The sequence below is a fragment of the Nitrosospira lacus genome (assembly GCF_000355765.4).
GTDB lineage: Bacteria > Pseudomonadota > Gammaproteobacteria > Burkholderiales > Nitrosomonadaceae > Nitrosospira > Nitrosospira lacus.
Genome location: NZ_CP021106.3, coordinates 2,134,755 through 2,158,529 on the forward strand (window position 1 = coordinate 2,134,755; position 23,775 = coordinate 2,158,529).

The 23,775-nt window shown below is 54.4% G+C and carries 19 protein-coding genes; 14 read left to right on the forward strand and 5 right to left on the reverse strand.

All coding sequences use genetic code 11. The features are described from left to right. The first annotated feature begins 9 nt into the window (after nucleotides 1-9). The 3 genes from EBAPG3_RS09600 to EBAPG3_RS09610 all read left to right on the forward strand — a co-directional run bounded on the left by EBAPG3_RS09600 (nucleotide 10) and on the right by EBAPG3_RS09610 (nucleotide 3,580). Nucleotides 10-687 carry a glycine zipper domain-containing protein gene (locus EBAPG3_RS09600; RefSeq protein ID WP_173844510.1) on the forward strand — a complete coding sequence of 226 codons (678 nt, stop codon included), beginning with the start codon at nucleotides 10-12 and terminating at the stop codon, nucleotides 685-687. A gap of 126 nt (nucleotides 688-813) precedes the next feature. Next, entirely contained in the window at nucleotides 814-2,652 is a 1,839-nt protein-coding gene (gene tagH, locus EBAPG3_RS09605) for a type VI secretion system-associated FHA domain protein TagH (protein ID WP_051048923.1), read from the forward strand. A gap of 121 nt (nucleotides 2,653-2,773) precedes the next feature. After that, nucleotides 2,774-3,580: a PP2C family protein-serine/threonine phosphatase gene (locus EBAPG3_RS09610; RefSeq protein WP_004175228.1), complete on the forward strand. Its 807-nt coding sequence runs from the start codon at nucleotides 2,774-2,776 to the stop codon at nucleotides 3,578-3,580. A 37-nt stretch (nucleotides 3,581-3,617) separates the two neighbouring features. On the opposite strand, the gene tagF is transcribed toward EBAPG3_RS09610, so the two are convergent. From tagF to tssJ, 5 genes are all read right to left on the reverse strand, one after another. Beyond that, entirely contained in the window at nucleotides 3,618-4,460 is an 843-nt protein-coding gene (tagF, locus tag EBAPG3_RS09615; protein WP_081607230.1) for a type VI secretion system-associated protein TagF, read from the reverse strand. Next, the gene (gene tssM, locus EBAPG3_RS09620; protein WP_004175235.1) at nucleotides 4,363-7,968 is read right to left on the reverse strand and encodes a type VI secretion system membrane subunit TssM; all 3,606 of its coding nucleotides are present in this window, start codon (nucleotides 7,966-7,968) and stop codon (nucleotides 4,363-4,365) included. Before tssM ends, tagF begins: the two co-directional genes overlap by 98 nt. A gap of 12 nt (nucleotides 7,969-7,980) precedes the next feature. Then, entirely contained in the window at nucleotides 7,981-9,312 is a 1,332-nt protein-coding gene (locus EBAPG3_RS09625; protein WP_004175237.1) for a DotU family type VI secretion system protein, read from the reverse strand. Nucleotides 9,313-9,420: 108 nt separating this feature from the next. Further along, the gene (gene tssK, locus EBAPG3_RS09630) at nucleotides 9,421-10,761 is read right to left on the reverse strand and encodes a type VI secretion system baseplate subunit TssK (protein ID WP_227869192.1); all 1,341 of its coding nucleotides are present in this window, start codon (nucleotides 10,759-10,761) and stop codon (nucleotides 9,421-9,423) included. 60 nt (nucleotides 10,762-10,821) lie between these two features. Beyond that, nucleotides 10,822-11,367 (reverse strand): type VI secretion system lipoprotein TssJ, encoded by a 546-nt coding sequence (gene tssJ / locus EBAPG3_RS09635; protein WP_051048924.1) that lies wholly within the window; start codon nucleotides 11,365-11,367, stop codon nucleotides 10,822-10,824. A gap of 491 nt (nucleotides 11,368-11,858) precedes the next feature. On the opposite strand from tssJ, the gene EBAPG3_RS09640 reads away from it, so the two are divergent. The 11 genes from EBAPG3_RS09640 to EBAPG3_RS09690 all read left to right on the forward strand — a co-directional run bounded on the left by EBAPG3_RS09640 (nucleotide 11,859) and on the right by EBAPG3_RS09690 (nucleotide 23,751). Next, nucleotides 11,859-12,614, forward strand: a complete 756-nt coding sequence (locus EBAPG3_RS09640; protein ID WP_004175244.1) for a Stp1/IreP family PP2C-type Ser/Thr phosphatase — start codon at nucleotides 11,859-11,861, stop codon at nucleotides 12,612-12,614. 331 nt (nucleotides 12,615-12,945) lie between these two features. Continuing rightward, complete coding sequence (flhD, locus tag EBAPG3_RS09645; RefSeq protein ID WP_004175247.1) at nucleotides 12,946-13,263, forward strand: flagellar transcriptional regulator FlhD; 318 nt, start codon at nucleotides 12,946-12,948, stop codon at nucleotides 13,261-13,263. A 25-nt stretch (nucleotides 13,264-13,288) separates the two neighbouring features. After that, nucleotides 13,289-13,867: a flagellar transcriptional regulator FlhC gene (gene flhC, locus EBAPG3_RS09650; protein WP_004175248.1), complete on the forward strand. Its 579-nt coding sequence runs from the start codon at nucleotides 13,289-13,291 to the stop codon at nucleotides 13,865-13,867. Nucleotides 13,868-14,105: 238 nt separating this feature from the next. Further along, entirely contained in the window at nucleotides 14,106-14,966 is an 861-nt protein-coding gene (motA, locus tag EBAPG3_RS09655; RefSeq protein WP_004175251.1) for a flagellar motor stator protein MotA, read from the forward strand. Between the two features lie 137 nt (nucleotides 14,967-15,103). Next, nucleotides 15,104-16,021 carry a flagellar motor protein MotB gene (motB, locus tag EBAPG3_RS09660; RefSeq protein WP_040851432.1) on the forward strand — a complete coding sequence of 306 codons (918 nt, stop codon included), beginning with the start codon at nucleotides 15,104-15,106 and terminating at the stop codon, nucleotides 16,019-16,021. A gap of 205 nt (nucleotides 16,022-16,226) precedes the next feature. Continuing rightward, nucleotides 16,227-17,372: a flagellar biosynthesis protein FlhB gene (gene flhB / locus EBAPG3_RS09665; RefSeq protein ID WP_004175254.1), complete on the forward strand. Its 1,146-nt coding sequence runs from the start codon at nucleotides 16,227-16,229 to the stop codon at nucleotides 17,370-17,372. Nucleotides 17,373-17,406: 34 nt separating this feature from the next. Further along, nucleotides 17,407-19,485 carry a flagellar biosynthesis protein FlhA gene (flhA, locus tag EBAPG3_RS09670; protein WP_004175255.1) on the forward strand — a complete coding sequence of 693 codons (2,079 nt, stop codon included), beginning with the start codon at nucleotides 17,407-17,409 and terminating at the stop codon, nucleotides 19,483-19,485. Continuing rightward, on the forward strand, nucleotides 19,482-21,272 hold the full coding sequence (flhF, locus tag EBAPG3_RS09675; RefSeq protein WP_227869193.1) for a flagellar biosynthesis protein FlhF: 1,791 nt from the start codon (nucleotides 19,482-19,484) through the stop codon (nucleotides 21,270-21,272). The genes flhA and flhF overlap by 4 nt, the downstream gene beginning before the upstream one ends. Beyond that, complete coding sequence (locus EBAPG3_RS09680; RefSeq protein ID WP_161493789.1) at nucleotides 21,265-22,308, forward strand: MinD/ParA family ATP-binding protein; 1,044 nt, start codon at nucleotides 21,265-21,267, stop codon at nucleotides 22,306-22,308. Before flhF ends, EBAPG3_RS09680 begins: the two co-directional genes overlap by 8 nt. Further along, the gene (locus EBAPG3_RS09685) at nucleotides 22,301-23,029 is read left to right on the forward strand and encodes an RNA polymerase sigma factor FliA (protein WP_004175461.1); all 729 of its coding nucleotides are present in this window, start codon (nucleotides 22,301-22,303) and stop codon (nucleotides 23,027-23,029) included. Before EBAPG3_RS09680 ends, EBAPG3_RS09685 begins: the two co-directional genes overlap by 8 nt. After that, the gene (locus EBAPG3_RS09690) at nucleotides 23,011-23,751 is read left to right on the forward strand and encodes a flagellar motor protein (protein WP_004175460.1); all 741 of its coding nucleotides are present in this window, start codon (nucleotides 23,011-23,013) and stop codon (nucleotides 23,749-23,751) included. The genes EBAPG3_RS09685 and EBAPG3_RS09690 overlap by 19 nt, the downstream gene beginning before the upstream one ends. Nucleotides 23,752-23,775 lie beyond the last annotated feature (24 nt).

The following is a 23,775-nucleotide window of genomic DNA, read 5'->3' on the forward strand; positions in this document are numbered from 1 at the left end:
GGGACAGCCATGGTCATGACCCTGTCGAGTTGCGCATCGACTGGAGGGCCGGGCTTTGCGGAGGATAATGTCGGAAAATTGCTTGGTACCTTGGGCGGGGCGGCAATTGGAGCGGCTGTGGGCGGCAAGAAAAACCCCTTGATTGGGGCAGCGATCGGAGCATTGGTTGGCTACATGGCGGGCTATGCGTTTGACAGTTACCGGGTCAGCCAAAAGAAGGATGCCGCGCAGGTGAATGATGAGTACAAGAAAGATCATGGCGGGCATCTGCCGGCCGAGACCATAGTGACAAAATATGTAACAAGAACAGACCCATCAGGCTTGGTTAACAGAGGGAGCCAGCTTGACATTGTTTCAGAGATTGAGTTGGTGAAGGGTTCGGATGCTTCCGGGAAGAAAGATCGCGTTGACGAAGAGCTAATGATCTCTGATGCGTCGGGTAAGAATACAAAGAAATTGAGGAAACAGGCTCTGAGTGAGGCAAACGCCTCGGGCGCTTATGTAACCCGATTCACTTTCAAGCCCACACAGGAGATTGCACAAGGAACATATCCTTTCAAGACCGTTCTGTACCTCAATGACGAGCCAGTCAGAGAATCCACTGGGAAGATACAGGTTGTAATAGTGAATCAGCAAATAAAAGTGGCGATTCTTGAGCAAGAAGCGGTAAGCTACGCAATTAAGTGAATTCCCATACTATCCGGATGTTCCAAAAAGGCCGGCGTAGTTTATAAAATTGGGGCGCATGCGCCTCATATATGAAATGAAAGCAGCATGGCGCGGGGGAATGGATGTCCATGGAGGTGGGCTATAATGATCCGTATCCAAGTCACTAGTTATAACGGCGCTTCGCTATCCCAACCACTCTTTGCCGAGTTTAATGAATTGGGCGGCAATATCGGTCGGGGAGAGGGAAATGCGTTGGTGCTGCATGATCCTACGCGGACGATTTCCAGAACTCACGCTTCAGTTGCATTTCGTAGTGGAGGTTACGTTATTCGTAACCTCGGCACTGCGATACCTGTTTACGTCAATAACCAGCCACTGGGTAATGGCCAGGATACGGCAATAGCCGCTGGCGACGAAATTCGTATCGGGGGTTACATCATGCAAGTGGCAAGCGCGGAAAAATCCATATCGCTACGTGATAGCGATGGTATTCCACCAAAGGATGATCCGCTGGAGCTGTTTGGAGGCCAGTCCGGTATCAATCCGTTCGATGATCTGATTAAACCTTCCCCTCCGTATACTGGGCCACAGCTCCAAGACAGCGCATTATCGAACGCGAGAGAGGCTAATGCACAGCCGTTTGGCGAGGCTGGCACCCGTGCGCCGGCTCCCGCGTCTTTCGGCATTATTCCCCCGGATTTTGATCTGTCTCAGGAGGTGCCATCGCCTGCGCCTCAGTCACGTCCTTTTTTCACGCAGCCACGTAATCTCCCACCGGAAGACATATTTGGCGGGCTGGGTCCAGTGGTACCAAACAAAAGTATCGACGAATTGTGGGATTTGGGTCCGGAAACGAGTTCCGACCCGTTTGCCCCCGGTGCTCCATTAGCATCTCCGCTCAGCCAATCAAACACAGCCAGCGTCGACCCGTTGGTCGCGCTCGATGCTGTATCGGAAACGAAACCTGCCGGCAGCCCCATCCAGCGTGACGATGCTCCCGAATGGGAAAGTTCGTTTCATCCACCGAAGGCAAAACCTGACTCCGCTATCCGTGCAGTATCACCGGCTGCGCCGCAGGCCGGCAGCATCTCATCATCCGAACCCGGCAGCCTAGTGCTCTCCTGGGTAAGCAAGGAGGCAGATCAGGATACGGGCAAACTCATAAGCGTGATTGTGCCATCACCGGCACATGAGCGGCGAAAAAGCGAGAGGCGGCGCATCGAACAACAGTCAGTATCGCTAGGAGGAGCGGGACCTGACAAAATGACCGCTCCCGCGAACGGCATGCCGCCAGCAGGCGAGCACGCAACCATGCGAGTCGCATCGGTTAACGTGCCGCTTGCTTCTATCCCCGATGCGAAATCGATCGCTGATCGTGACGAATTGTTGCGTGCGTTTCTCGCCGGTGCCGGTGTACCTGATCTTGTCATACCCGCAGGATTGACGCCCCAGTTCATGAATACTCTGGGGCAGTTATTGCGCGAATCGACGCAAGGTACACTGGATTTGCTGCTTGCCCGGACGCTCACCAAGCGCGAAGTGCGAGCGGAACTCACCATGATCGCGCCCAGGGAAAATAATCCTCTGAAATTCTCTCCTGGCGTGGAGGTTGCGCTGTCGCATCTGCTTGCCCCTCAGGGGCGCGGTTTTATGACGCCGCTTCAAGCAATGAAGGATGCTCATGATGATCTGCGCTCTCATCAGTTTGGTTTTATGGCAGGAATGCGAGCAGCCCTGGCTGGAGTGCTGGAACGTTTCAGTCCAAGGCAGCTGGAACAACGGCTCACACAGAAAACAGTGATTGATTCCCTGATTCCGATCAATCGGAAAGCGAAGCTTTGGGATCTGTTTGCCGATCGGTACAACGATATATCTCATGAAGCCGAGGAAGACTTTCATGCTCTGTTTGGTAAAGAGTTTCTGCGGGCGTATGAGGCGCAGATTGCCAAATTTGAACAGGATGACAGGGACCAAAAACACTAGCAATCTGTCCGGCTGAAGAATGGCAGCAAAAATGAAGGGTGGGACGGCTGCTGCAGCCGATTTTCTTTAAGTCCAGCGGGCTGTTCGACAGCTCAATATTCAATTAATTAATTCGCCTGCCATGCAGCTTGAAATCGTAGCGCTTTCGAAAGCCGGGGGGCGCGAAGTCAATGAAGATGCATGCGGTTTCTGGTCAACTCCGGAAGCCTGTTTCTGTGTCTTGTCTGATGGTCTCGGCGGACATTATGGTGGCGATGTAGCCTCGAAAGTCGCCGTGCAACATATCCTCGATTGGTTTCGCAAAACCCCGGAATGCAGCGCGCGCGCGGTCAGGGCATCGTTGGAAGCTGGCAATTCCGCCATCATGCTTGAGCAACAGCGCGATACGCGACTTAAGCAGATGCGTGCAACCGCGGTGGTCCTCTCCATCGACACCAGGCGTGATACAGCGATTTGGGGGCATACCGGCGACTCGCGATTATACTGTTTCCGGCAAGGCCGGATCATCGAACAAACGAGCGATCATAGTGTGTTGCAGAGCATGGTCGATGCTGGCTATCTGCAGCCGAAGGAATTGCGTATTTCACCGAATCGCAGCAAATTGCTTGCCGCGCTCGGCAATGAACAGCAATTCGAATTGAATATCAGATCCGCCGAATTTCCATTACTGCATGGTGATATTTTTCTCTTGTGCACGGATGGACTCTGGGAGTATGTGGAAGAGGAAGATATGGAGCGAACGCTGGGCGCCTCAGCTTCCGCAGCAGAATGGTTGAGAGCACTGGAGAGCCAGGTGCTTGCGCGTGGACATGAACGACAGGACAATTACTCGGCAATCGTGGTGTGGTGTAGCGATCCCGATGAAACCATGCGGCTTGATAGCATAAAGAATACGGAGACGATTTTATCTGATGAAACCCCCCTGTAGAGGGTGTCATGGCAGACGGGATATCGTAACGTTCGCTTCATGATTCGGAAAGCCGCTGCATTCTTGCAGGAATATTATTTTTGAGCATGGTGGTGAAGTAATTCTCAGGAGGGAGGCCGGAGAAGCAGTGCAATTGCGTGGTCCCCGCTTCGGCCGCTACAGCCCACCAGAAGCTCTTGCCGGTGCTCGTGGAGGTGAGAAGATCTTCTGCGGCGGTATCAAACAGATCAGCCAATGCGTTTTCGGTCGGTAGAGTAAGCGCCATAAGGGTATGCTCTCCTGTCCACCAGGCCGCGAGTTCTTGCGCATTACTACGCTGGCCGCCCGGCTCGAATAAGGGAAATGGATTCTCGGACAGATTGCGGTCGAGATCATCGGGCAGTGCATTGATATTAAGCGTAGCGAGCGCGACTCGCTCCAGGGCGCCGTACCACGCTTGCGCGGAAAACAAGGCTAGCATCGACCCGGGGCGAGGATCGATCCGTAGTGCAATCGTCAGTGGAAAATAACGCCCCACTTTATCAACACTCGGCATGAGCACACCGGCCCATATGCTGGCCGTATCGCCACAAACCCCAGGCATGAGGGTAAACCGCCATATGGGTCCGGTGAGATAAGAATCGAGCCAGTGCTCACCCAGTTCTACACGACTTGCAGCCATGGCATGCTGCAACCATGAATCCCAGGTATCGATAAAGCCGGCTGGCAGGCGGCGTGAGATGAAGTCCCCGAGGCATGGGATTTTTCCATACCAGCCTGCGATAAGCGAGTCATCAGGGCCGCTACAACCGCTCCGGGCAGTGGAATTGTTCGAGTTCATGTAAGCGGAAAGGGTTTTGTACACTACTGGTAATGACTTCGAATCGTGCTTTTCTTCCATCGATACCGAAGGTGACGGCGAACTTCTCCGGTTGTGAGGTCGGGCTGATTTGCACGCCGTCGAGCATGCGGAATAATGCCCAGGGACCTTCAAATACCTGGCCCGATGCGCCACTCGTACTGGCCGGAGAAATTTGCAAGCGCACTTGGGCGCTGCCCCGCGGCCCCGGCCACTGCAACTCCATGGGAACCTGCGGACCATGGCTGTACTTGACCAGTTGTCCATCGACATCGAGAATAAATTGTGTAATCGATGCATCCATTTCAATGGGCTTGAAAACGAGCCTCATTCCCGGTGTGCGTCCACCACTCCGGAAAAATACGTCACGGATTATCTGTGCACGGCGGAACTCCTGCAAAGCCCCCGAAGCATGGCCCATGCTGGCATCTCCGGTTTTACGAAAACTCCATGGCCGCGTTGAGGTATCCACGTATTGCATGAGATTTTTCTGAAAAAATTCATCCAGCAATCCACCCGGCGCGAATAGCCGCGCAAAATCATCCTGGGTTACATCGCGTGCACTATTCTTGACAAATGGGTAGCGACCATCGACAGCCTTGTGGCAGAAATCACTGATCGTTGCTTGGAGAGATTTATTCAGGTTGGCCAGCGTCTCTCCCAGCGCCTGGCTAATGCCACCAGTGGAAAGAGTGACAAGCATTGACCGTAGGGGCTCCGGCATGCGGCCGGCATCCGCCTTTATTTTGGCTGGTACATCGCTCGGTGGCGGCGCGCCGCCACCTTTGACTGCTGCCTCAGTTGCAGTGAGCAGTATATACAGTTCATTGATTTGGGGGGGAATCGCGTCGATCGGCGCGGGCTGACCAGGGGCGGCGGGATGCACCATGCTGCGCAATTCCTTGAAACGATCATCGACGATACGCTCTGGCATCGATTCAAACGCTGCTTTGGGTATTTTTTTGCCGGTTTTCCCAATGAGCATTTCCAGCTTGTTCCGGGCAGTTTTCATTTTATCCGCCGCCTTGTCGGCCACGGTCTTGTCGGCCTCGTCGATATCAATAAGCGTCACTTCTTTCACGATGGCGCGTATGAGTGATGTCAGAGGTGAGTCGGCTGCGGAAAGCAGCCGCGCCGACTGGATACTTTTCTGCAAGCTATCGAAACGGAGTAGCCCGATATCGTCAATAAATGCTGACCAAATCTGCGCATAGTCTTCGAGATATAAACGGCGCACTTCATCCATCAGGCGTGCTTGTGCCTGGGGATTCGTCCACTTGTTGCGATCTTTTTCCTTGAGACCAAGCACCCATACTTCTTCATCCGCCAGTTGCCCGGTTACTTCCTTTGCGGCGTGGGAAAAAAACTTATAGTAACCATCATAGCTGAACAAGCCAGGCACACCCTGGGTAAGCGGTTGTCCGCTGATCCTGGCGAAAATCAGCGGTGCAGACGGACCGGCGGCCCTTACAATGGTAAATGCGGGTATTTCAGCGCCAATACCTTGTTGTTTAAGCCGGTTATAACTGCGTTGTGCGATAGGTGTCTGCGCAACGGTATACCGCACGTTGGCAATCAATTGCTCATTGAGAGGAATAGGCGAGGATAGCGGACCGCGAGACAAGAGATTATCCAGGTGAGATTCGAGTTCGTCACGTTGCTCAACCGTTATCTCCCGTGGAAGACTGACTTCCCAATCCGCGGTGATAAAAGACTTCAACGCAATAGGATCAAAATGCTCGGGGTCGTTCAGCATGAGATAAGCTTTGAGTCCTTCGTATAACAGATCCTGGTCTGCACGACTGCCGCTGGAAAGCAGGCGTTCAATACGTAGCACAAGCTGTGGCAGAAGTGCATCATGCAGTAAATGCTGGTACGTATTGTTCGCTGCGGCCGCCAGTTTGTTGCCCTGATAAAGACCAAATCCCATGGATAACGGTACGGCGTGATTGTCACCGGGAGAAGCGCTGCCTAAATCACGTACCGATTTGAGGACTGGCAGCAAGCTGATGATATCCATGTTTTGCAGGACGGGCAGTTCCTCGACCTGTTGAAAGATTGCGGGTATTTTTTCCCTTCCTTCGGCAAGATAGGCTTTGTTGCGTGAATAACTGACGGTCCATGCGGTTATGGCGCCGAGGGTGATCAGGCCGGCAGTGGCGAATGCTCCCCATTGTAACCATGCGCGTCGGCGTTCCCAACGCAGATTGGTGCCGGCGAGCCCTGCTTCACAGAAAATTACGTCTTTTATCAGTCGTGTGAGGAAGAAGCTCTTGCCACTTGGTTTATTGGGAGCGAGCAGCTTGCGGTCAAGGTGTAGTGCCCGGGCAAGGGTACCCATTACGCGATCGATCGGATTGCCTTCCTGCGTTCCGCTGGTGAAATAGAAGCCCCGCAATAGTGGTTGCTGTTCGAAAGGGGAGGGTGAAAATACCTGGTTCAAGAAATCGCCAAGTACTTCCTTGAGACTGCTGAACTGTTGGGGGAAGGTGTAGAGCAATGCTCGCTTTTGTGTATCCCTTTCCTGCTGCAAGCGGTCGACTAGCCGATCATTCAGTCGCTGCTCCAATGCGGAGAACTCTGCACTGAAATTGGTAAGCGGTAAAGTATCCTGTTTTTCGGTGAACGGAAATGTTGCACCCCAAACCTGAGTCCTTTCCTCTTTACCGTATTCACCGAAAAACTCCATGAAACCGGCAAGTAGATCAGCCTTGGTGACAAGTACATAAAGCGGAAAACGGATATTGAGCCCCGCGTGCAGCTCCTGAATGCGTTTGCGTATTGCGATTGCTTGTGCTTCTCGCTGCGCCGTGGTCTGCTGCAGCAGATCGGTCACACTGATTGTAACGATGACGCCGTTAATCGGCCGCCGGGGACGGTATTTTTTCAGGAGCTGGAGAAAACCCGTCCAGGCCGCGCTATCAGCTTCCCGGTTGCTCTCCTGAGTTGTATAACGCCCGGCTGTATCGAGAAGCACAGCCTCGTTGGTGAACCACCAATCACAGTTGCGTGTGCCGCCAATACCTCGAATGACTTCCTGGCCAAAACGCTCCGCAAACGGAAACTGCAGCCCTGAATTGACGAGCGCTGTGGTCTTTCCCGACCCCGGTGGGCCGATAAAAATATACCAGGGGAGTTCGTAAACGTATTGCTGGCGGGTCAGGAGCGCGAGCAGCGGTTTTTTGGGTTGGCCACCGAGATTGGCCTGTTTCAACACCGCTACGGCTTCCTCGAAACGCTTGCGCAAGACTGCCACTTCTTCAGCACCCGCACTATCGCCTGGTTGTGGCGCAGGCGAGGGATGCCGCAAGAGGCCATCCATTAGCCGTGCATTCAATGTCTTTGCTTTGATGACTTTCCAGGCATGTTTTCCGGCATAGAGAATAATGACAAGTGCCATAATAAACAGCCGTACCGCGCTGGATTCCAGCGGGTGATATTCCGCGATCGCGATTAAGGGCCCGACGAACCAAATCAGCAGCGCGGCCGCAACCAGACCGAGGAATGCCAAGGTCCAACGATTGAATAAAAGTTTAATTACCTTTTTCATCCCCTTTTACCTTTATTCCTGAAGCGGCTGTTGCCGTTTGCCGGTACGGGGGACATATAGCGTGATCTCCACCCGGCGATTGCGTGCGCGATCCGCAGGCGTGTTATTCGAAACGACAGGTTCGGCATCGGCACGGCCTTCCGCAGTCAAGCGGCTTGCCAAGGTTCCTTTTTCGATAAGAAAATGCATGACAGAACGGGCACGGTCTTGCGAAAGATGCCAATTGGAAGGGAATCGCAATGATCGTATCGGCTGATTATCGGTATGACCAGTGACTCTGACTTGCCCCGGCACGGCATTAAGCGCACTTGCGATGCGTGCCAGAATTGGCAAAAAGTGCTCAGAAATTGTCGCGCTGCCTGGGGCGAACAACCCGTCGCCCCGAAGGGTAACTACACTACGTCCCTCTTCATCGCGCACAGCCACCAGTCCTTCCTGAATTTCTGTTGCAAGAAATTCCGCAAGCCGGGGTTCTGCGGCCGGTAATGGTACCGGCTCGGGAACAGGGTACTTGACGCGGATGGACTGTATCTGGGTGAAAATCGGGTCGGAGGCATTATTGAGCTGAAAGCTGAACCACAAGTAAGTGGTCAGCATAATGAGTCCGCATACGGCCGCCAAAACCCATACAGGCAGGAGTGCGAGAATTTTTGCGCGCTTGATAAGTGTGGCGTGCCAATGGGGTGACAGATCACGTTCGTATTCGCCCCGCTCTTTACTCAACAGCTGCGCGAGGCGTTCGCGTAGAGCGTCGAGATGCGCCTTGCCATTTTCGATAACGCGATAGCGGCCTTCGAAACCCAAGGCCAGGCAAATGTACATGAACTCCAGGAGATCACGGTTGGCTTTGGGGTTCTCAGCCAGCTTCGAGAGCAGTTGAAAGAATTTCTCGCCTCCCCATGCCTCGCTGTGGAACATGACAAGCAGGCTTTGTTCGGCCCACACGCCACTGCCCCAAGGCGTGGATGCGGCGGTTTCATCCAGTAGCGTACACAGTGCGTAGCGGGCCGCTATCACTTTTTCGGGCGCCAATCCGGCGGCTTTGGCACGAATTTCGAACGCCTTGATATTCTGCGCAATATAATTGCGCAGACCTGATGGGTCCGCATGCTGCAAAGTAGTACGTAATTGCGGCACGATATTCAGCAACGAATTGGCGGCGGCAATTAATGGATTCAATCCCGCAGCTGTTGTAATTTCGTCTATCTCTCTGGCCGTTCCTGTCGAGCCGGGCGTTTGCCAGATGTTCGTGGACTGGCCTGGCGAAACGGTACGCCCCCCCGGTGAAGGCATTATTACCGTTTTGTCCGCATCCAAAGATGAAAACGGGTCATCCTGACTCATAATGTACATCCGTAAATATATTTATGACGCATGCCTAGGATCCCGGGTAGGGTTTTTAAAAGATCAATAGCAGTAAGGAATCGGTTCTATTTATAGCCTTTCGCTGCATCACTCCCTTATGGCCCAGAATTCAAGTTCAAGTCCGGGGAATTCACCGGCGACATGCATCGCCAAGCCACCGGAGCGTTCCAATTGCTTCCACATTTCACCTCCCCGTTCGAGCTCGAAGTAGCTGAACCCCGCATGGAAGGGTATCTGCCGCGGGGCAACCGGCAAAGAGTTGAGGGGAATGCCGGGCAAAGCCAGATTAACAAGATCTCTAATGCGTTCGACAGAGCCGATTTTAACTTGAGCGGGAAAGCGCGTTCGCAACGCTTCCGCTGGCAACTGGGCATGGACTGCAAGAACGAAGTGGGCGGTTTTAAGAAGTTCCTGGTCAGGAATTACTGCAACCCGTATGCCATATCTACGATCCTGCAGCTCGATTGAAATTGCGTTCTGCTCCAGCACCATGCTTAATGAGCGGCGCAAATCGGTTATGAGGGGCATAAAACAGTGCACCAGCGCGTCATGTTGATATTCCGGATAGGCTGGCGGGCGGCGACTGCCATGGGTGAATGTTGCCAGTTCCCCCGCGAGGCCAAGACATGCGCTGAACAGTCGCTCCGGGTGCAATAGCCGGTGGGTGGAAAAGTTTGCAAACAGGGGCTCGTAGCGATTAATGGTCTGCAGCATAAGAAAATCGGCGACCTCAGCGACTCCGCCACGGCCCGGTTGAGCAACCCGTGAGGCAAGTGTTTCGCCTCGCTGGTGAAGCAGGCCATGCAATTCGCTTACGTATCCCGCCAGCATGAGGTCGCTGCCTACATGGAGCATGGGCGGAATAAATTCCTTCTGCAACACCAGCTGATTGTCAGCACGCCGCTCTGTAATTTGCGCCACATTCAGTGTTGTATAGGCAGCGGTCACGTCACGCTCGCGCATAACCCGCAGGCGAAGCTGCCCCACCTGCAGGAACGCGCTGTTCTGAGAATCGGCATTGGAATCGGCGACTTCCCGCTCTTCGACAGAGAAGCGTGCAAGAGAGTTGTCCTGGAGAGCAGCTGTATCGGTTTCGTCCATCCCCGCTCGGCGCATGGGCAATGCCAGCACAATGAATTCATTCCGGGTATCGACGTCGATATCCAGGGGCAAGGGTGGTACGTCCTCGGAGGGAAAATCGAACGGCGTGCCGTCAGGAAAAATTCCGCGTGCCGCAGTCAGTTGTACCTTTCCGAGGGCTGCTGCGGCAAGGTTGAGCTCCAGGCCGCTGAATCCCCAGCTATAGCCGAGCAGTGGCGCTGCACGGCCTTCAACCAGCCTTTCGACATAGCGGTCATGCTGCTGAAAATGCTGTGGTTGAAGAAACAGTCCCTCAGACCATACAACTTTGTTGTTCCAGGACATCATCTTGCTCCGATACCGGGTATTGAAAGTGAATTTTCCCCGAATGCTTCAATCTGACTGTATTTAAGGTTTCTGGATTTCGTGCAGATTGCCGAGCGGCTGTGGTTTTTGTAACGAAAGTCCACACAAAAATGAACATTCGCCTTCCGCGCCAACCAGGATTCTATTGCCATCAAGCTGGATGACTATCCGCGAGATTTTCTGCTTCGCAGGAATAGCCAGAGATGCCCGCCATTGCGCGTGCTCAAGATCCCGGAATGCAGCAACTGCCGCCACATGCCGGGCATCCGGATGCAAGGGTCTGTCAAGTTCCAGCTTCTCCCCGGGGCGGAGCTGGAATACTTCGGTATTAAGCAATTCTGAACCCAGTATTTTTTGCTCGCTGTCAAAAACAGAGAAGAAATCCGCGGCATTGAAGGCCGCGACGGATTTGAGCTCATACAACTTCACTACCACTGGCGAAGCCCTGCCGTGTGAATCCGGATTCACACTTGGTTTTGCGTGAAGAGAAACTTTAATAATGACCGGCTTTGGCGTGCTGGCGCATCCAGCCAGGAAAAGAAGTGCGATAACGGAAGTAATTTGGGCAAAATGCAATAAGGGTTTCATTCTTTTCTTCCTGCTTAAGAATAAACTTTTATAAGTATAGACAAACTTTGCCAAATTATCCGAACGGGATTAGCACTTCCATTGCTAACTTCAATTTACAACGGAACCAGTCAGTTGTGCTTTAGGGAAACGACTCATACGACGATCGGATCCTGCTACGATTCTTCGTTCCTCAGGGAAAGATTCCGCAATTTCGGCTTTCACGGAGATCGATTTTCATCTACAGTTAAAAGCAGGTGGGGGAGTTCCCAATTTTCTCGGCTACCTTCATTGTAGAATTTGGTGTATCCGGTATGTATCCAGTACTTCGCTAGACTTTTGGTATCTTCAGTCCCGTGAGCATCTTCCTTTTGTTGGATACCGAAAGGTTAATTTTTAACCGTTAAAATAGTTGGTGTTAGGTATTATAAGCATTGATGCAGCATATCTCGGAATTGTGTATCCGAAAATCCGAGCATTCTTATAACCCGGTTGCAAAGAGGACGGTTAGTATGGTCAAGTTACTCTCGGCAGGCGCAACCGACTTGGGACTCCGGCGCGGCAACAACGAGGATGCCTACCTCGCCATGCCTGAACTTGGATTCTTCGCCATCGCGGACGGAATGGGGGGTGAAGCGGCCGGAGAAATCGCCAGCAGGTATTTTATCGAGACGGCGCTTGCTGCTTTCCGCAGCCAGGTTCCTTCTTCGGAAGAAACAAATTATGCATTGGTTCAAAAAGTGTTCAGTTGTTCGAACAAACGTATATTCGAGCATGCAGAACAAAATCCCAATGATTATGGAATGGGATGCACCGGGGACCTTCTCGCGTTTTATCGCGACAAGTATGTGATCGGGCACGTAGGAGATAGCAGGGTTTACCTGTTACGGGATGGCAACCTGCGACAATTGACCAAGGATCATTCCCTGGTGCAACTTCAAGTGGAGCGTGGAATGCTCACTCCGGAGGAGGCAAGAAATCACCCAAGAAAAAACATCCTTCTCCGGGCGCTAGGGACCGATCTGGCGGTCTCCTTCGACATGCTGGAGGGTAGCGGACTGAACGGCGATATATTTCTTTTGTGCTCGGATGGATTGACGGACATGGTGGATGATGCGGCGATTCAGAATACGCTTGTTTCGACGGAAACGATTCAGCAAAAAGTAATGAGCCTGATCCGAACGGCTCTATCGGCCGGAGGCAGAGACAATATTACCGTCATTCTTTGTGAAGTGCGGATGAATGGGGATGGTGGAATCCCGCAGTGACACACTTGACGAGTTTTGCCCCGACGATGTCGTTTATGTGGTTACCGCAGCAGCAGGAATAATATTTTTATGTTCAGTCTACAATTTCTTGGTGAATGGCCGTTGATCAGGCTTGGCCCCTTAACATGTCTGCATGATATAGCGGCAGCCACCACGCAATCTCCATCCAAGGCTGCGCTGCAGCGGTTCCGTGACCCTGTTTGAGTATTTCGTGTAGGAAATATTCCTACATGGACCTCCTGCTATTTCCTACATGTTAATCGGATGGACTCCGGTTTCACGGCGACGCATGACTGCGCACAATGGAGCCTCACATCCAAGGGGGGTAAACATGCAAGCCAACGAACTAACGATGGAAATCAAGGAACTCAATTTGACCTATTTGATGCTGGCCCAGCAGATGGTGCGAGCGGACAAGGATATGGCAATTTTCCGCTTGGGAATCAGTAAGGACATTGCCGAAATATTGGGGGTGCTGACTCCCGGCCAGATTCTCAAGCTATCAAACTCCAACATGATGTTGTGCCGCATACGCTTCGACGACAGCCTGGTGCTCGGCATGCTCGCCAACTACGGCAAAGAGAAGACGATGGTGCAATCCCACGCAGCTATATTGCTGGCAGGTCAGCCAGTTGAAGAAATTTCCTGAATTAACGAATAAAAGGGTAACCATCATGGCGAAAAAGAGCGTGGTGTCAGAAGCCAAAGAGATTCAAGCCGCAATCGAGATGATTGATCTTGGCGCGCGCCTGCAGTTGCTGGAGAGCGAAACCAGCCTGAGCCGCGAGCGGCTTATCAAGCTCTACAAAGAATTGAAAGGTGTCTCCCCCCCCAAGGGAATGCTGCCATTTTCCGCCGACTGGTTTTTGACCTGGCAGCCCAATATTCATTCTTCCGTGTTTGCCGATATTTACCGCTACCTGCTCACGCACGCCGATTGCCGCGGTATCGCCGCCATTATCAAAAGCTATAAGCTTTATCTGGAGCACTGCCAGATGAGCGAAATGGAACCGGCATTGAGCCTGACACGTGCCTGGACCCTGGTGCGGTTCTTCGAAGGCCGCATCCTCCAGACCGCATCCTGCACCCAGTGCGGCGGGCATTTCGTGGTGTATACCCACGATCTCTATAGCCGCTATGTGTGCGGATTGTGCCACACCCCCTCGCGCGCCGGAAAAACCAATAAATCCCGCGCGGCCGCGCTTGCGAGCATTACCGCCACTACAGCCTCCATGGCACCTGCCGCATCCTGAGATCAAGTATTCCTCCTTCACCGGTGGCTGGGTTTCATCCCTCCACCGGTTTTTCTTTTCCGATCCTGCTTAAAGTTTGCCGTATTTTGGCCGTTACACAGATGAATGCTTCATCGTAATAAGCCCGTCACCGTACCAACCATGCATATTCAGGCCAAGGATGTACCGGTGGCTGGTCAAGGTGCAAGTGCAAGCCTTTGCGATCGGAGCAATAACCTAAGTCAGGGGGTATCGGTAAATGCTGGTCATAGTTGGATGTCTCATTGTTCTTGGCTCGGTATTTGGCGGATTTGCGCTTGCCGGTGGCCATCTCGCCGCGCTCTATCAGCCGCTGGAACTGCTGATGATCGGCGGCGCGGCGGTAGGAGCCTTCGTGCTGGGCAATACGGGCAAGGCGCTCAAGGCTACCTTCAAGGCGTTGCCCAAGGTCGCTCAAGGCTCCAGGCATACCAAGGACCTGTACATGGATCTCATGGCATTGCTCTATGACCTCCTTGCAAAAGTGCGCAAGGAAGGGTTGATGTCGATAGAAAGCGATATCGAGAACCCTGCGGAAAGTCCCATCTTTGCCCATTACCCCAACGTTCTGGCCGATCATGAGGCGATCGAATTCATGACAGACTATTTGCGCCTGATGGTGGGTGGCAACCTCAATGCATTCGAGATCGAGAATCTGATGGATAACGAAATCGAAATTCACCATCAAGAGGGTGAAGTGCCAGTGCATTGCATTGCAAAGTTGGGTGACAGCATGCCGGCATTCGGCATCGTTGCGGCGGTGATGGGCGTTATCCATACCATGGCATCGGTGGGCCTGCCACCATCTGAGCTGGGCATTCTGGTTGCCCAGGCGCTGGTAGGCACATTCCTCGGAATTCTGCTTGGATATGGTTTCGTGGGACCGTGCGCTGCCGTGCTGGAACAAAAACTGGAAGAATCCACGAAGATGTTGCAGTGCATCAGGATGACCCTGCTGGCCAGCATAAACGGCTACGCGCCCGCGCTGGCGGTCGAATTCGGCCGCAAGGCTCTGTACTCGACCGAGCGGCCGAATTTTATCGAGCTGGAAGAACGGGTCAGGCAGGCAAAAAACAAATGATTATCCTGAATCCGGTAGTTTGTAGCGAACCCCAGGGATAATGGTTAAGTGGCGCAAAAAAATCTTTATGGATCATAACGCTAATCCGAAAGATGAGCGGCCGGCTGCCGGATTCAGGATTACAGGAATATACATTCATGGCTGACGAAAAACGTACCATCGTCATCAAGAGAATCAAGAAGCATGGCCGCCACCATGGTGGCGCATGGAAGATTGCCTACGCGGATTTTGTTACCGCGATGATGGCATTCTTCCTGCTCATGTGGCTGCTTGGAGCCACCACCCAGGAACAATTGCAAGGTCTTTCCGAGTATTTTCAGACTCCCATCAAAGTTCAGCCAAACAGAGCCAGTGGCAGTGGTGACAGAAGCAGCGTGATCCAGGGCGGCGGCAAGGATACAACGCGGCGCGAGGGGCAAGTGAGGAGGGTGAGTGCAGGACCCGATAATCTCAAGGTGGCGCAGGCCGAGCTGGAGCGGCTTGACAGGCGCAAGCTGGAAGCCCTGAAGGGCCGGCTGGAGCAGTTGATCGAGTCTCATCCGATCATGCGCGACTTCAAGGAACAATTGCTGCTGGATATTACTTCCGAGGGTTTGCGAATCCAGATCGTCGATCACCTGAACCGGCCCATGTTCGCACTCGCCAAGGCCGAGCTGCAACCCTATACCAAGACGATCCTGCAAAAGCTGGGCGGGGTATTGAACGAAGTGCCCAATAAAATTAGTCTCTCAGGTCACACCGATGCAACACCCTATGCGAGCGGCGAGAAGAATTACAGCAACTGGGAGCTTTCTGCCGATCGAGCCAACGCCTCGCGCCGGCAACTGATCATGGGCGGCATGAATGAGCAAAAAATCATGCGTGTGGTAGGTTTGAGCTCGGCGGTACTGTTCGATAAGGACGACGCCACCAATCCCATCAATCGGCGTATCAGTGTTATCGTAATGAGCAACAAGGCGGCGGAGGATCTGAGCAAGGAAGGCGGGGTAACGAAACAGATCAGAAGTAATGCTACGGTGGATACGCATGCCTTGCAGCCCGCCGGCACCAGTTAAAAACCCTCGATAAATCCCGAATCCCATGCGGCCGTGGTGACGCGCCTGTTCAGAGGTTCCGCAGTGCGCACTGACAGCCACTATTCTAAAAGCGGAATTGCGGGGCTAATTTCACTCTTTTCCTTCGATGATTCACTCCTGAAGCGTTTAATAATCACACATGTAACAGATGAGCCGATTATGAACGCACTTGCGGGAGTTTGGAGTGAGCGAAGAGAGTGACCTCGAAAAAACGGAACCTGCATCGCCGCGGAAACTGGAGAAGTCCCGCGACGAAGGCCAGATTCCGCGTTCGCCAGAGCTATCCACATTCGCGGTTCTGATCACCGCTGGCTGCGGCCTTTGGTTGATGGGCGGGCATCTCACCAGCCAGCTTTCCATTTTGATGAGAGATGGAATGAAGGTGCCGCGCGATGCCGGTTTCGATTCCAGTCTGCTTCTCGATCGGTTGTTCGATCAATCCTTCGATATCCTGTTTGCATTCTCTCCTTTCCTGATTTTGATGCTCCTGATGGCGGTGACCGCACCCATGCTGATTTCGGGCTGGCTTTTTAGCTGGAAGTCGCTCGAGCCTAAATTCAACCGGCTCAATCCCATAAGTGGATTGGGCCGCATGTTTTCCCTGAACAGTCTGATCGAACTGACCAAGGCTCTTCTCAAGGCTGCACTGATCGGGGGAGCAGGGGTCTGGACAATCTGGCACAACAAGGAAGCGGTGTTGTCGCTGATTGCCGCTCCGCTTGCCGTGGGCGCCGGCCATATGGGCAACCTGATCGTCATGAGTTTTCTCACCATAGCGGGAACCATGGTGCTGATTGCGGCGGTGGATGTGCCCTTCAAGCTCTGGGATCACTACCGCAAACTCAAGATGACCAAGGAAGAAGTGCGCCAGGAAAACAAGGAGACCGATGGCGATCCACAAATGAAGGCTCGCATCCGTGCCCAGCAGCGTGAGATGGCAAGAAAGCGCATGATGGCCGAGGTTCCCAAAGCCGATGTGATTGTCACTAACCCGACGCATTACTCCGTTGCGCTTAAGTATGAAGATGGCAAGATGCGCGCCCCGCGCGTTGTGGCCAAGGGCTCACATCTGCTGGCCCTGAAGATTCGCGAGATAGGCCAGCAACATCACGTACCACTGCTGGAAGCACCGCCGCTCGCGCGCGCCTTGTATCACCACGCCGAGCTGGGCGATGAGATTCCCCAGACTTTGTATAACGCCGTGGCCGAGGTCCTGGCATATGTCTACCAGTTGCGCCGCCACCGCGAGTACGGCGGGAAGGCGCCCAATCCACCGGATATCCTGGAAGTTCCCGCCGAACTGGACCCAGAAAATACCGCATTCAAATGACATCCGATCTATCCGCGAAAGAACCGACCATTCCATGAACATAATCGCCAAATTCAACAACGTATTCAGCAGCGTGAACGCTCGCAGTCTTACCGGTCCGCTGCTGATACTCATGATTCTCGGCATGATGGTGCTGCCGCTACCGGCTTTTGTGCTGGATATGATGTTTACTTTCAATATTGCGCTTTCCATTATGGTATTGCTGGTCAGTATTCATACGCACAAGCCGCTGGAGTTTGCGGTATTCCCGACTGTGCTGCTACTTACTACCCTATTGCGGCTGTCGCTGAACGTGGCTTCAACCCGCATTGTGCTGATGGAAGGCCATACCGGGCCGGATGCGGCCGGAAAGGTGATCGAGGCGTTCGGTCATTATCTTGTGGGCGGCAACTATACGGTGGGTATTGTTGTGTTCATTATCCTGGTGGTAATCAATTTCATAGTAATCACCAAAGGTGCCGGCCGTATTGCAGAAGTCGCGGCACGTTTTACACTGGATGCGATGCCAGGCAAGCAGATGGCAATCGACGCCGATCTGAACGCTGGCCTGCTGGGCGAAGAAGAGGCCGGCAGGCGCCGTACCGCTATCGCTCAGGAGGCGGAATTCTACGGCTCGATGGATGGCGCCAGCAAGTTTGTTCGGGGCGACGCGATAGCGGGCATCCTGATTCTCTTCATCAATGTGATCGGCGGCCTGCTTGTCGGCGTACTTCAGCACGACCTGGACATGGCCACCGCTGCCAAGACTTACACACTCCTTGCCATCGGGGATGGCCTGGTGGCACAGATCCCTGCGCTCATCATCTCCACCGCAGCAGGCCTGGTAGTGAGCCGCGTAGGCACGGATGAGGATATCAGCGGCCAGCTCGTGAGCCAGCTTTTTTCCAGACCGCAGGTACTGGTCCTTACCGCCGCCATCATCGGCCTCATGGGTCTGATACCCGGCATGCCGCACATTGCCTTCCTGCTGCTGGCCGCTGTGCTGGGAGGTGGCGCGTACATGATGACTCAGCGCGAGAAACAGGCCGCGGGGCGAGTGGCGGTTGCACCTGCCGGACAGCCTGAAGTCCAGGACGCGAGCTGGGACGATGTAATGCCGGTCGACGTTCTGGGGCTTGAGGTGGGTTACCGGCTGATCTCACTGGTGGACAAGGCACAGGACGGGGAACTGCTACGGCGGATCAAGGGCGTACGCAAGAAGTTCGCGCAGGAGATCGGATATTTGCCGCCATCGGTACACATTCGCGACAATCTGGAGCTGCGCCCCAATGCTTACCGCATTACCCTCAAAGGAGTAGCAATCGGTGCCGGCGAGGTCAACGTGAGCCAATACCTGGCAATCAACCCCGGCGGCGTCTCCGGCACCTTGCCGGGATTCGCCACCAGCGACCCCGCCTTTGGGTTGCCGGCCGTCTGGATCGAAGGCAGCCTGCGTGATCAGGCCCAGGTACTAGGCTATACCGTGGTCGATCCCGGCACGGTCGTGGCAACGCATTTGAATCATTTGATGCATACCCATGCGGCAGAGTTGCTGGGCCGCCTCGAAGTGCAGCAGTTACTCGACCGTGTGGCGAAAGATTCACCCAAGCTGGTGGAGGATCTGACCCCCAAACTCCTCCCGCTTTCCACCGTACAAAAGGTATTGCAGAACCTGCTCGATGAGAGCGTCCATATTCGAGACATGCGGACCATCATCGATGCTATGGCTGAGCATGCCGCCCGTGTACAAGATCCGCACGAATTGACGGCTTTGATTCGCATCGCCCTGGGTCGCGCAATTGTTCAGCAAATCTGGCCCCAGTCCGGCGAATTACAAGTCATGGCACTGGATGCCGGGCTGGAAAGGCTGTTGACACAGGCGTTGCAAGCCAGCCCGAACAGCGCCGGCATCGAGCCGGGGCTGGCCGATACCCTGATGCGCGAAGCGGCAGGTGCGAGCAAACGCCAGGAGCAGGTGGGTCTCGTTCCGGTATTGCTGGTACCAGCGCCGCTGCGGACGCTATTGGCACGCTTTCTGCGCAGAGCCCTTCCACAGCTCAAGATCCTGTCGCACGCTGAAGTACCCGATTCCAGCAACATTAAAGTTACCTCTATTCTGGGAGCAAGAGCATGAGCATTAAACGATTTTTCGCAAAAACGACACGGGATGCATTGCATATGGTGCGCGATGCACTCGGACCCGATGGGGCGATTATCTCTAATCGTGTGGTGGATGGAGGCATCGAAATATTGGCATTGGGTCCCGACGACATTACGGCGCTGATACCCCCGTCTGTAGCGGACGGGGTCGAAGATGCTTCAACTCCGGGCAATGGAGCGTGGGAAGTCGAGCCACTCAGGGAACTGCTAGTAGAACCGCTGAATCAGGCGAAAGACATGAATCCCACCGCCGGGGGAAAATTTGCTGAAGATGGAGTGCCAACCGATGCCGGAGTCAAAGATTCACCGCGGCTTCATTTCCCCGCCTTCGACGGGAACCATGAACAGCAAGGAGAACGCTGGACAATTCCGGATCTTTCGGCCGAATCCCGTCAAACGAAAAGCCGGATACTGTCCGGAGTGCATGAGGTGAAGGCGAAACCGGATTTTGTTAACGGAGATGACTATGGACAGTCTGCAGTAGGGTCTCGCAGCTGGGCAGACACATCAGTGGAGCGGGTAGTGGGCCGGAGGACGGGCAGGCGGGAGCCGGTGGGCCTGCCAACTCCGGAATCCGGGACCCCCAGCAAAAAACGGCGTGCCGCAACCAACTCACGCGAAAAATCCAGCCCGAAGGCTCAAGTTACCCGGGCAACCCGGGCAGCCCCGGTTCCTGCAAAAAAAACATCACCCATATTTGATCCCCGTCAGATAGCAGACGAGGTCGCCGCAAGCGTACTGAGCGAGATCCAATCGATGCGTGGCACCCTGGAGCAACAATTGGCCGCGCTGGGCTGGAACGAACAACAACGGCGCCATCCCGTACGCGGGCAGGTGTTGCGCAAGCTATTGGCAGCGGGCTTCAGTGCCTCTCTTGCACATGATCTGCTGGATCAGTTGCCCGTAGGCCAATTCACGGGCCAACTTACGGGACAACTCGCAGGATCATCCACAATTCCGGAAGGACAGCAGGAGGAGAGGCGCGAGAAAGATGCGATGAACTGGATAAAGACGGTATTGGCGGGGAACCTTCTGACAATTGGCAATGAGAACGAAATGCTCGAAAAAGGCGGTGTTTATGCGCTGGTAGGGCCGACTGGCGTGGGTAAGACCACTACCACTGCCAAGCTTGCCGCGCGTTGTGTCGTGCGCCATGGATCGGATAAGCTGGCATTGCTGACGACCGATGGTTACCGGATTGGCGGGCACGAGCAACTACGCATCTATGGCAAGATTCTGGGTGTATCGGTCTACGCGGTGAAAGATGCCCAAGACCTGACTCTCGCCCTGGCGGAGCTGCGAGGCAAACATATGGTGCTGATAGACACTGTGGGAATGGGCCAGCGCGACAAGATGGTAACCGAGCAGGTGGCAATGTTGGCCGGATGCGGCACCGGGATCAAACGTTTGTTGTTACTCAATGCGGCATCCAGCGGGGATACGCTGAACGAAGTGGTTCACGCCTACCAGGGCGATGGCTTGGCGGGAGCCATCATCACCAAACTGGACGAAGCAGTTACCACGGGTTGCGTGCTGGACACAGCAATCCGCCATCAGCTGCCGCTTTACTACGGCGCCACCGGCCAGCGCGTCCCCGAGGATCTGCATTTAGCCGATTCTGCCCATCTGGTTAACAATGCATTCAACAACCTACCCGTCGCGTCCCCTTTTGCTCTGCCGGAGGACGCCCTGCCGATGCTCATGGCGGGTGTAAAGAAGGGTATGGCGAATCTGGGTGGCAATGGAGTTTATTTTGGCTAATCCAGTCGAAGACCAGGCCGAGGGATTGCGCCGCCTGCTGAGGCACGGTTCCCCGCATATCATAACTGTCGTATCGGGCAGTGTGGGTGCGGGCAAGACAAGTGCGGTGATCAATCTGGCCACGGCCCTTGCGCGCAACGGCAAGGATGTGCTGGTGATCGACGAGAATGCGGGAGCCAATAATCTGGCTGGTACGCTGGGACTTAGCGCTCACCGCGACTTGCTGGACGTGATCCGGCGCGATAAAACGCTTGATGAAGTGATCATTCCCGGCCCGGATGGAATCCGTCTTTTGCCGGCGGGACGCGGCATGCCGGTACTCGGGAAGCTTGGCCCGCATGATCAGACCCACCTGATCGATTGTTTCGACGGTTTTTCGCAGCCGGTGGACGCCATACTGATAGACGCCGCACCGGGCCGAGTCAGCCGGATGCTGTCCCTTGCTCTTTCCAGCCATGAAATTGTGGTGGTGGTTTCGCCCGAACCGGCCTCGATTACCGCGGCATATGCGTTGATCAAGCATATCAGCGGCGACCATGGCATCCAGCGGTTCCGCGTGCTGCTCAACAGGACCGTCATCGAGACCGAAGCACAGATGATATTTGACAACATGGCGGGAGTAGCGAGCCGCTACCTGGCAGTCTCGCTCGATTTCATGGGTTTTATCCCGCCGGACGACAAGCTCAGACAATCAAACCGCCGGGGGCACTCGGTAATTGAAGCATTTCCGGCCGCTATTTCAGCGACGGCGTTCCGCCGCGCGGCGGAGATGCTCACCCACGGGCCGCGCTGCGAGGAAGAGGGTAATGAAAGCAACGAAAAGGGATTGGGAGGCTTCATGCAATGCCTGATGCAAGGCAGTCAGAGCCAGCGTCAGCATGCCAGCGATAATAGCGGTAATCAGAATGGTTCCATCAGACAAAGTGCTTCCAATAACCCCGTCAAACAAAGTGATCGCAGTAGCCCGATCAAACAGGCCAATCGTAATAGCATAGCAGCTAAGGGTTCAAAAGGTCCGGTGGTGAGACATGTATAACGCTGCAGGGGTCATCGATAAAAAACAGTCACTGGCCGAGTTTGCGCCCTTGGTCAAACGCATCGCTAATCATATGATTGCCAAACTTCCTCCCAGCGTGGAGGTGGACGACATGATTCAGGTAGGCATGATCGGCCTGATGGATGCGCTGAGCCGCTATGAGGAAGCCCCGGGCGCCCAGTTCGAAACGTATGCGGCGCAACGCATTCGCGGTGCCATGCTGGATGAATTACGCCAGATGGATTGGCTGCCCCGGGGGGCACGCAAAAATATGCGCCAGATCGACGCGGCGGTTCATGCGTTACAGCAACGTTCAGGCCGCGCACCCACCGAGGCCGAGATAGCCAACGAACTCAAAGTGCCTGTCGCCGAATACCAGCAGATGCTGCTGGAGGGGCGGGGGACGCAGCTTATTCACTACGAGGATTTTCTGGAAGATGGTGACGACGATTTTCTGGAGCGCAATTGTGCCGGCAGCGGTGCCGACCCGCTGGCAAGCCTGCTGGATGACAATCTACGAGCAGTATTGATCGGCGCGATCGCCGATCTTCCCGAGCGGGAGAAAATGCTGATGGGGTTGTACTATGAGCAGGAGTTGAATTTCAAGGAGATCGGCGCGGTTCTCGGCGTGTCCGAATCCAGGATATGTCAGATACATAATCAGGCGGTTTCGCGGCTACGTGTCAAACTCAAGGAGTGTGCATGGACTTCAATAGCATAATCGGTGTTGTCATCGCTTTAATCGCTGTCTTTGGCGGCCAGGCGCTGGAAGGCGGCCATCCCGGCTCGCTCATCCAGCTTACAGCCTTTACGGTCGTGCTGGGAGGAACCCTGGGGGCGGTGCTGTTGCAAAGTCCCGTGCGCCAGTTTTTGCTTGGCATGAAAATGAGCCGTTGGGTATTCGTTCCTCCGCTGCTCGATGCTGCCGCATTGGTGGAGCATATCGCGGCCTGGAGCACTACCGCGCGTAAAGAGGGATTGCTGGCGCTTGATCCGCATATCGCGGGTATCGATGACCCGTTCGTGAAGAAAGGGCTGCAACTGGTGGTGGATGGCACGGAGCCGCGGGAATTGAAGCGGGTGCTGGAAGTGGAGATCGAAACCTTCGACGATCTGCATCGCCAGGGCGCCAGGGTATGGGAAGCAGCCGGCGGATACGCGCCAACCATCGGTATACTGGGGGCCGTGATGGGGCTTATCCAGGTGATGGAAAATCTTGCGGACCCGGCTCATCTGGGCGCAGGCATCGCGGTGGCGTTCGTGGCGACCATTTATGGCGTGGGGCTGGCCAACCTGGCGTTTCTGCCCATTGCCAACAAGCTGAAATCACTTATCGCGCGCCAGGTATTAATGCGCGAAATGCTGGTGGACGGGCTGGTTGGAATCGCCAATGGCGAGAACCCGAGACTGATTTCAGGCCGGCTGAAAGGATATGTGGTGTAAGAAATGCATAGACGTTTGCCAAGA

Coding starts and splice junctions, on each gene's coding strand:
- flhD (WP_004175247.1), top strand. CDS start 12,946: ATGCAAGCCAACGAACTAACGATGGAAATCAAGGAACTCAATTTGACC.
- motB (WP_040851432.1), top strand. CDS start 15,104: ATGGCTGACGAAAAACGTACCATCGTCATCAAGAGAATCAAGAAGCAT.
- EBAPG3_RS09600 (WP_173844510.1), top strand. CDS start 10: ATGGTCATGACCCTGTCGAGTTGCGCATCGACTGGAGGGCCGGGCTTT.
- EBAPG3_RS09625 (WP_004175237.1), bottom strand. CDS start 9,312: ATGAGTCAGGATGACCCGTTTTCATCTTTGGATGCGGACAAAACGGTA.
- tssJ (WP_051048924.1), bottom strand. CDS start 11,367: ATGAAACCCTTATTGCATTTTGCCCAAATTACTTCCGTTATCGCACTT.
- tagF (WP_081607230.1), bottom strand. CDS start 4,460: ATGGAAGAAAAGCACGATTCGAAGTCATTACCAGTAGTGTACAAAACC.
- tssM (WP_004175235.1), bottom strand. CDS start 7,968: ATGAAAAAGGTAATTAAACTTTTATTCAATCGTTGGACCTTGGCATTC.
- tssK (WP_227869192.1), bottom strand. CDS start 10,761: ATGATGTCCTGGAACAACAAAGTTGTATGGTCTGAGGGACTGTTTCTT.
- EBAPG3_RS09610 (WP_004175228.1), top strand. CDS start 2,774: ATGCAGCTTGAAATCGTAGCGCTTTCGAAAGCCGGGGGGCGCGAAGTC.
- flhC (WP_004175248.1), top strand. CDS start 13,289: ATGGCGAAAAAGAGCGTGGTGTCAGAAGCCAAAGAGATTCAAGCCGCA.
- EBAPG3_RS09685 (WP_004175461.1), top strand. CDS start 22,301: ATGTATAACGCTGCAGGGGTCATCGATAAAAAACAGTCACTGGCCGAG.
- flhF (WP_227869193.1), top strand. CDS start 19,482: ATGAGCATTAAACGATTTTTCGCAAAAACGACACGGGATGCATTGCAT.
- motA (WP_004175251.1), top strand. CDS start 14,106: ATGCTGGTCATAGTTGGATGTCTCATTGTTCTTGGCTCGGTATTTGGC.
- EBAPG3_RS09640 (WP_004175244.1), top strand. CDS start 11,859: ATGGTCAAGTTACTCTCGGCAGGCGCAACCGACTTGGGACTCCGGCGC.
- EBAPG3_RS09690 (WP_004175460.1), top strand. CDS start 23,011: ATGGACTTCAATAGCATAATCGGTGTTGTCATCGCTTTAATCGCTGTC.
- tagH (WP_051048923.1), top strand. CDS start 814: ATGATCCGTATCCAAGTCACTAGTTATAACGGCGCTTCGCTATCCCAA.
- flhA (WP_004175255.1), top strand. CDS start 17,407: ATGAACATAATCGCCAAATTCAACAACGTATTCAGCAGCGTGAACGCT.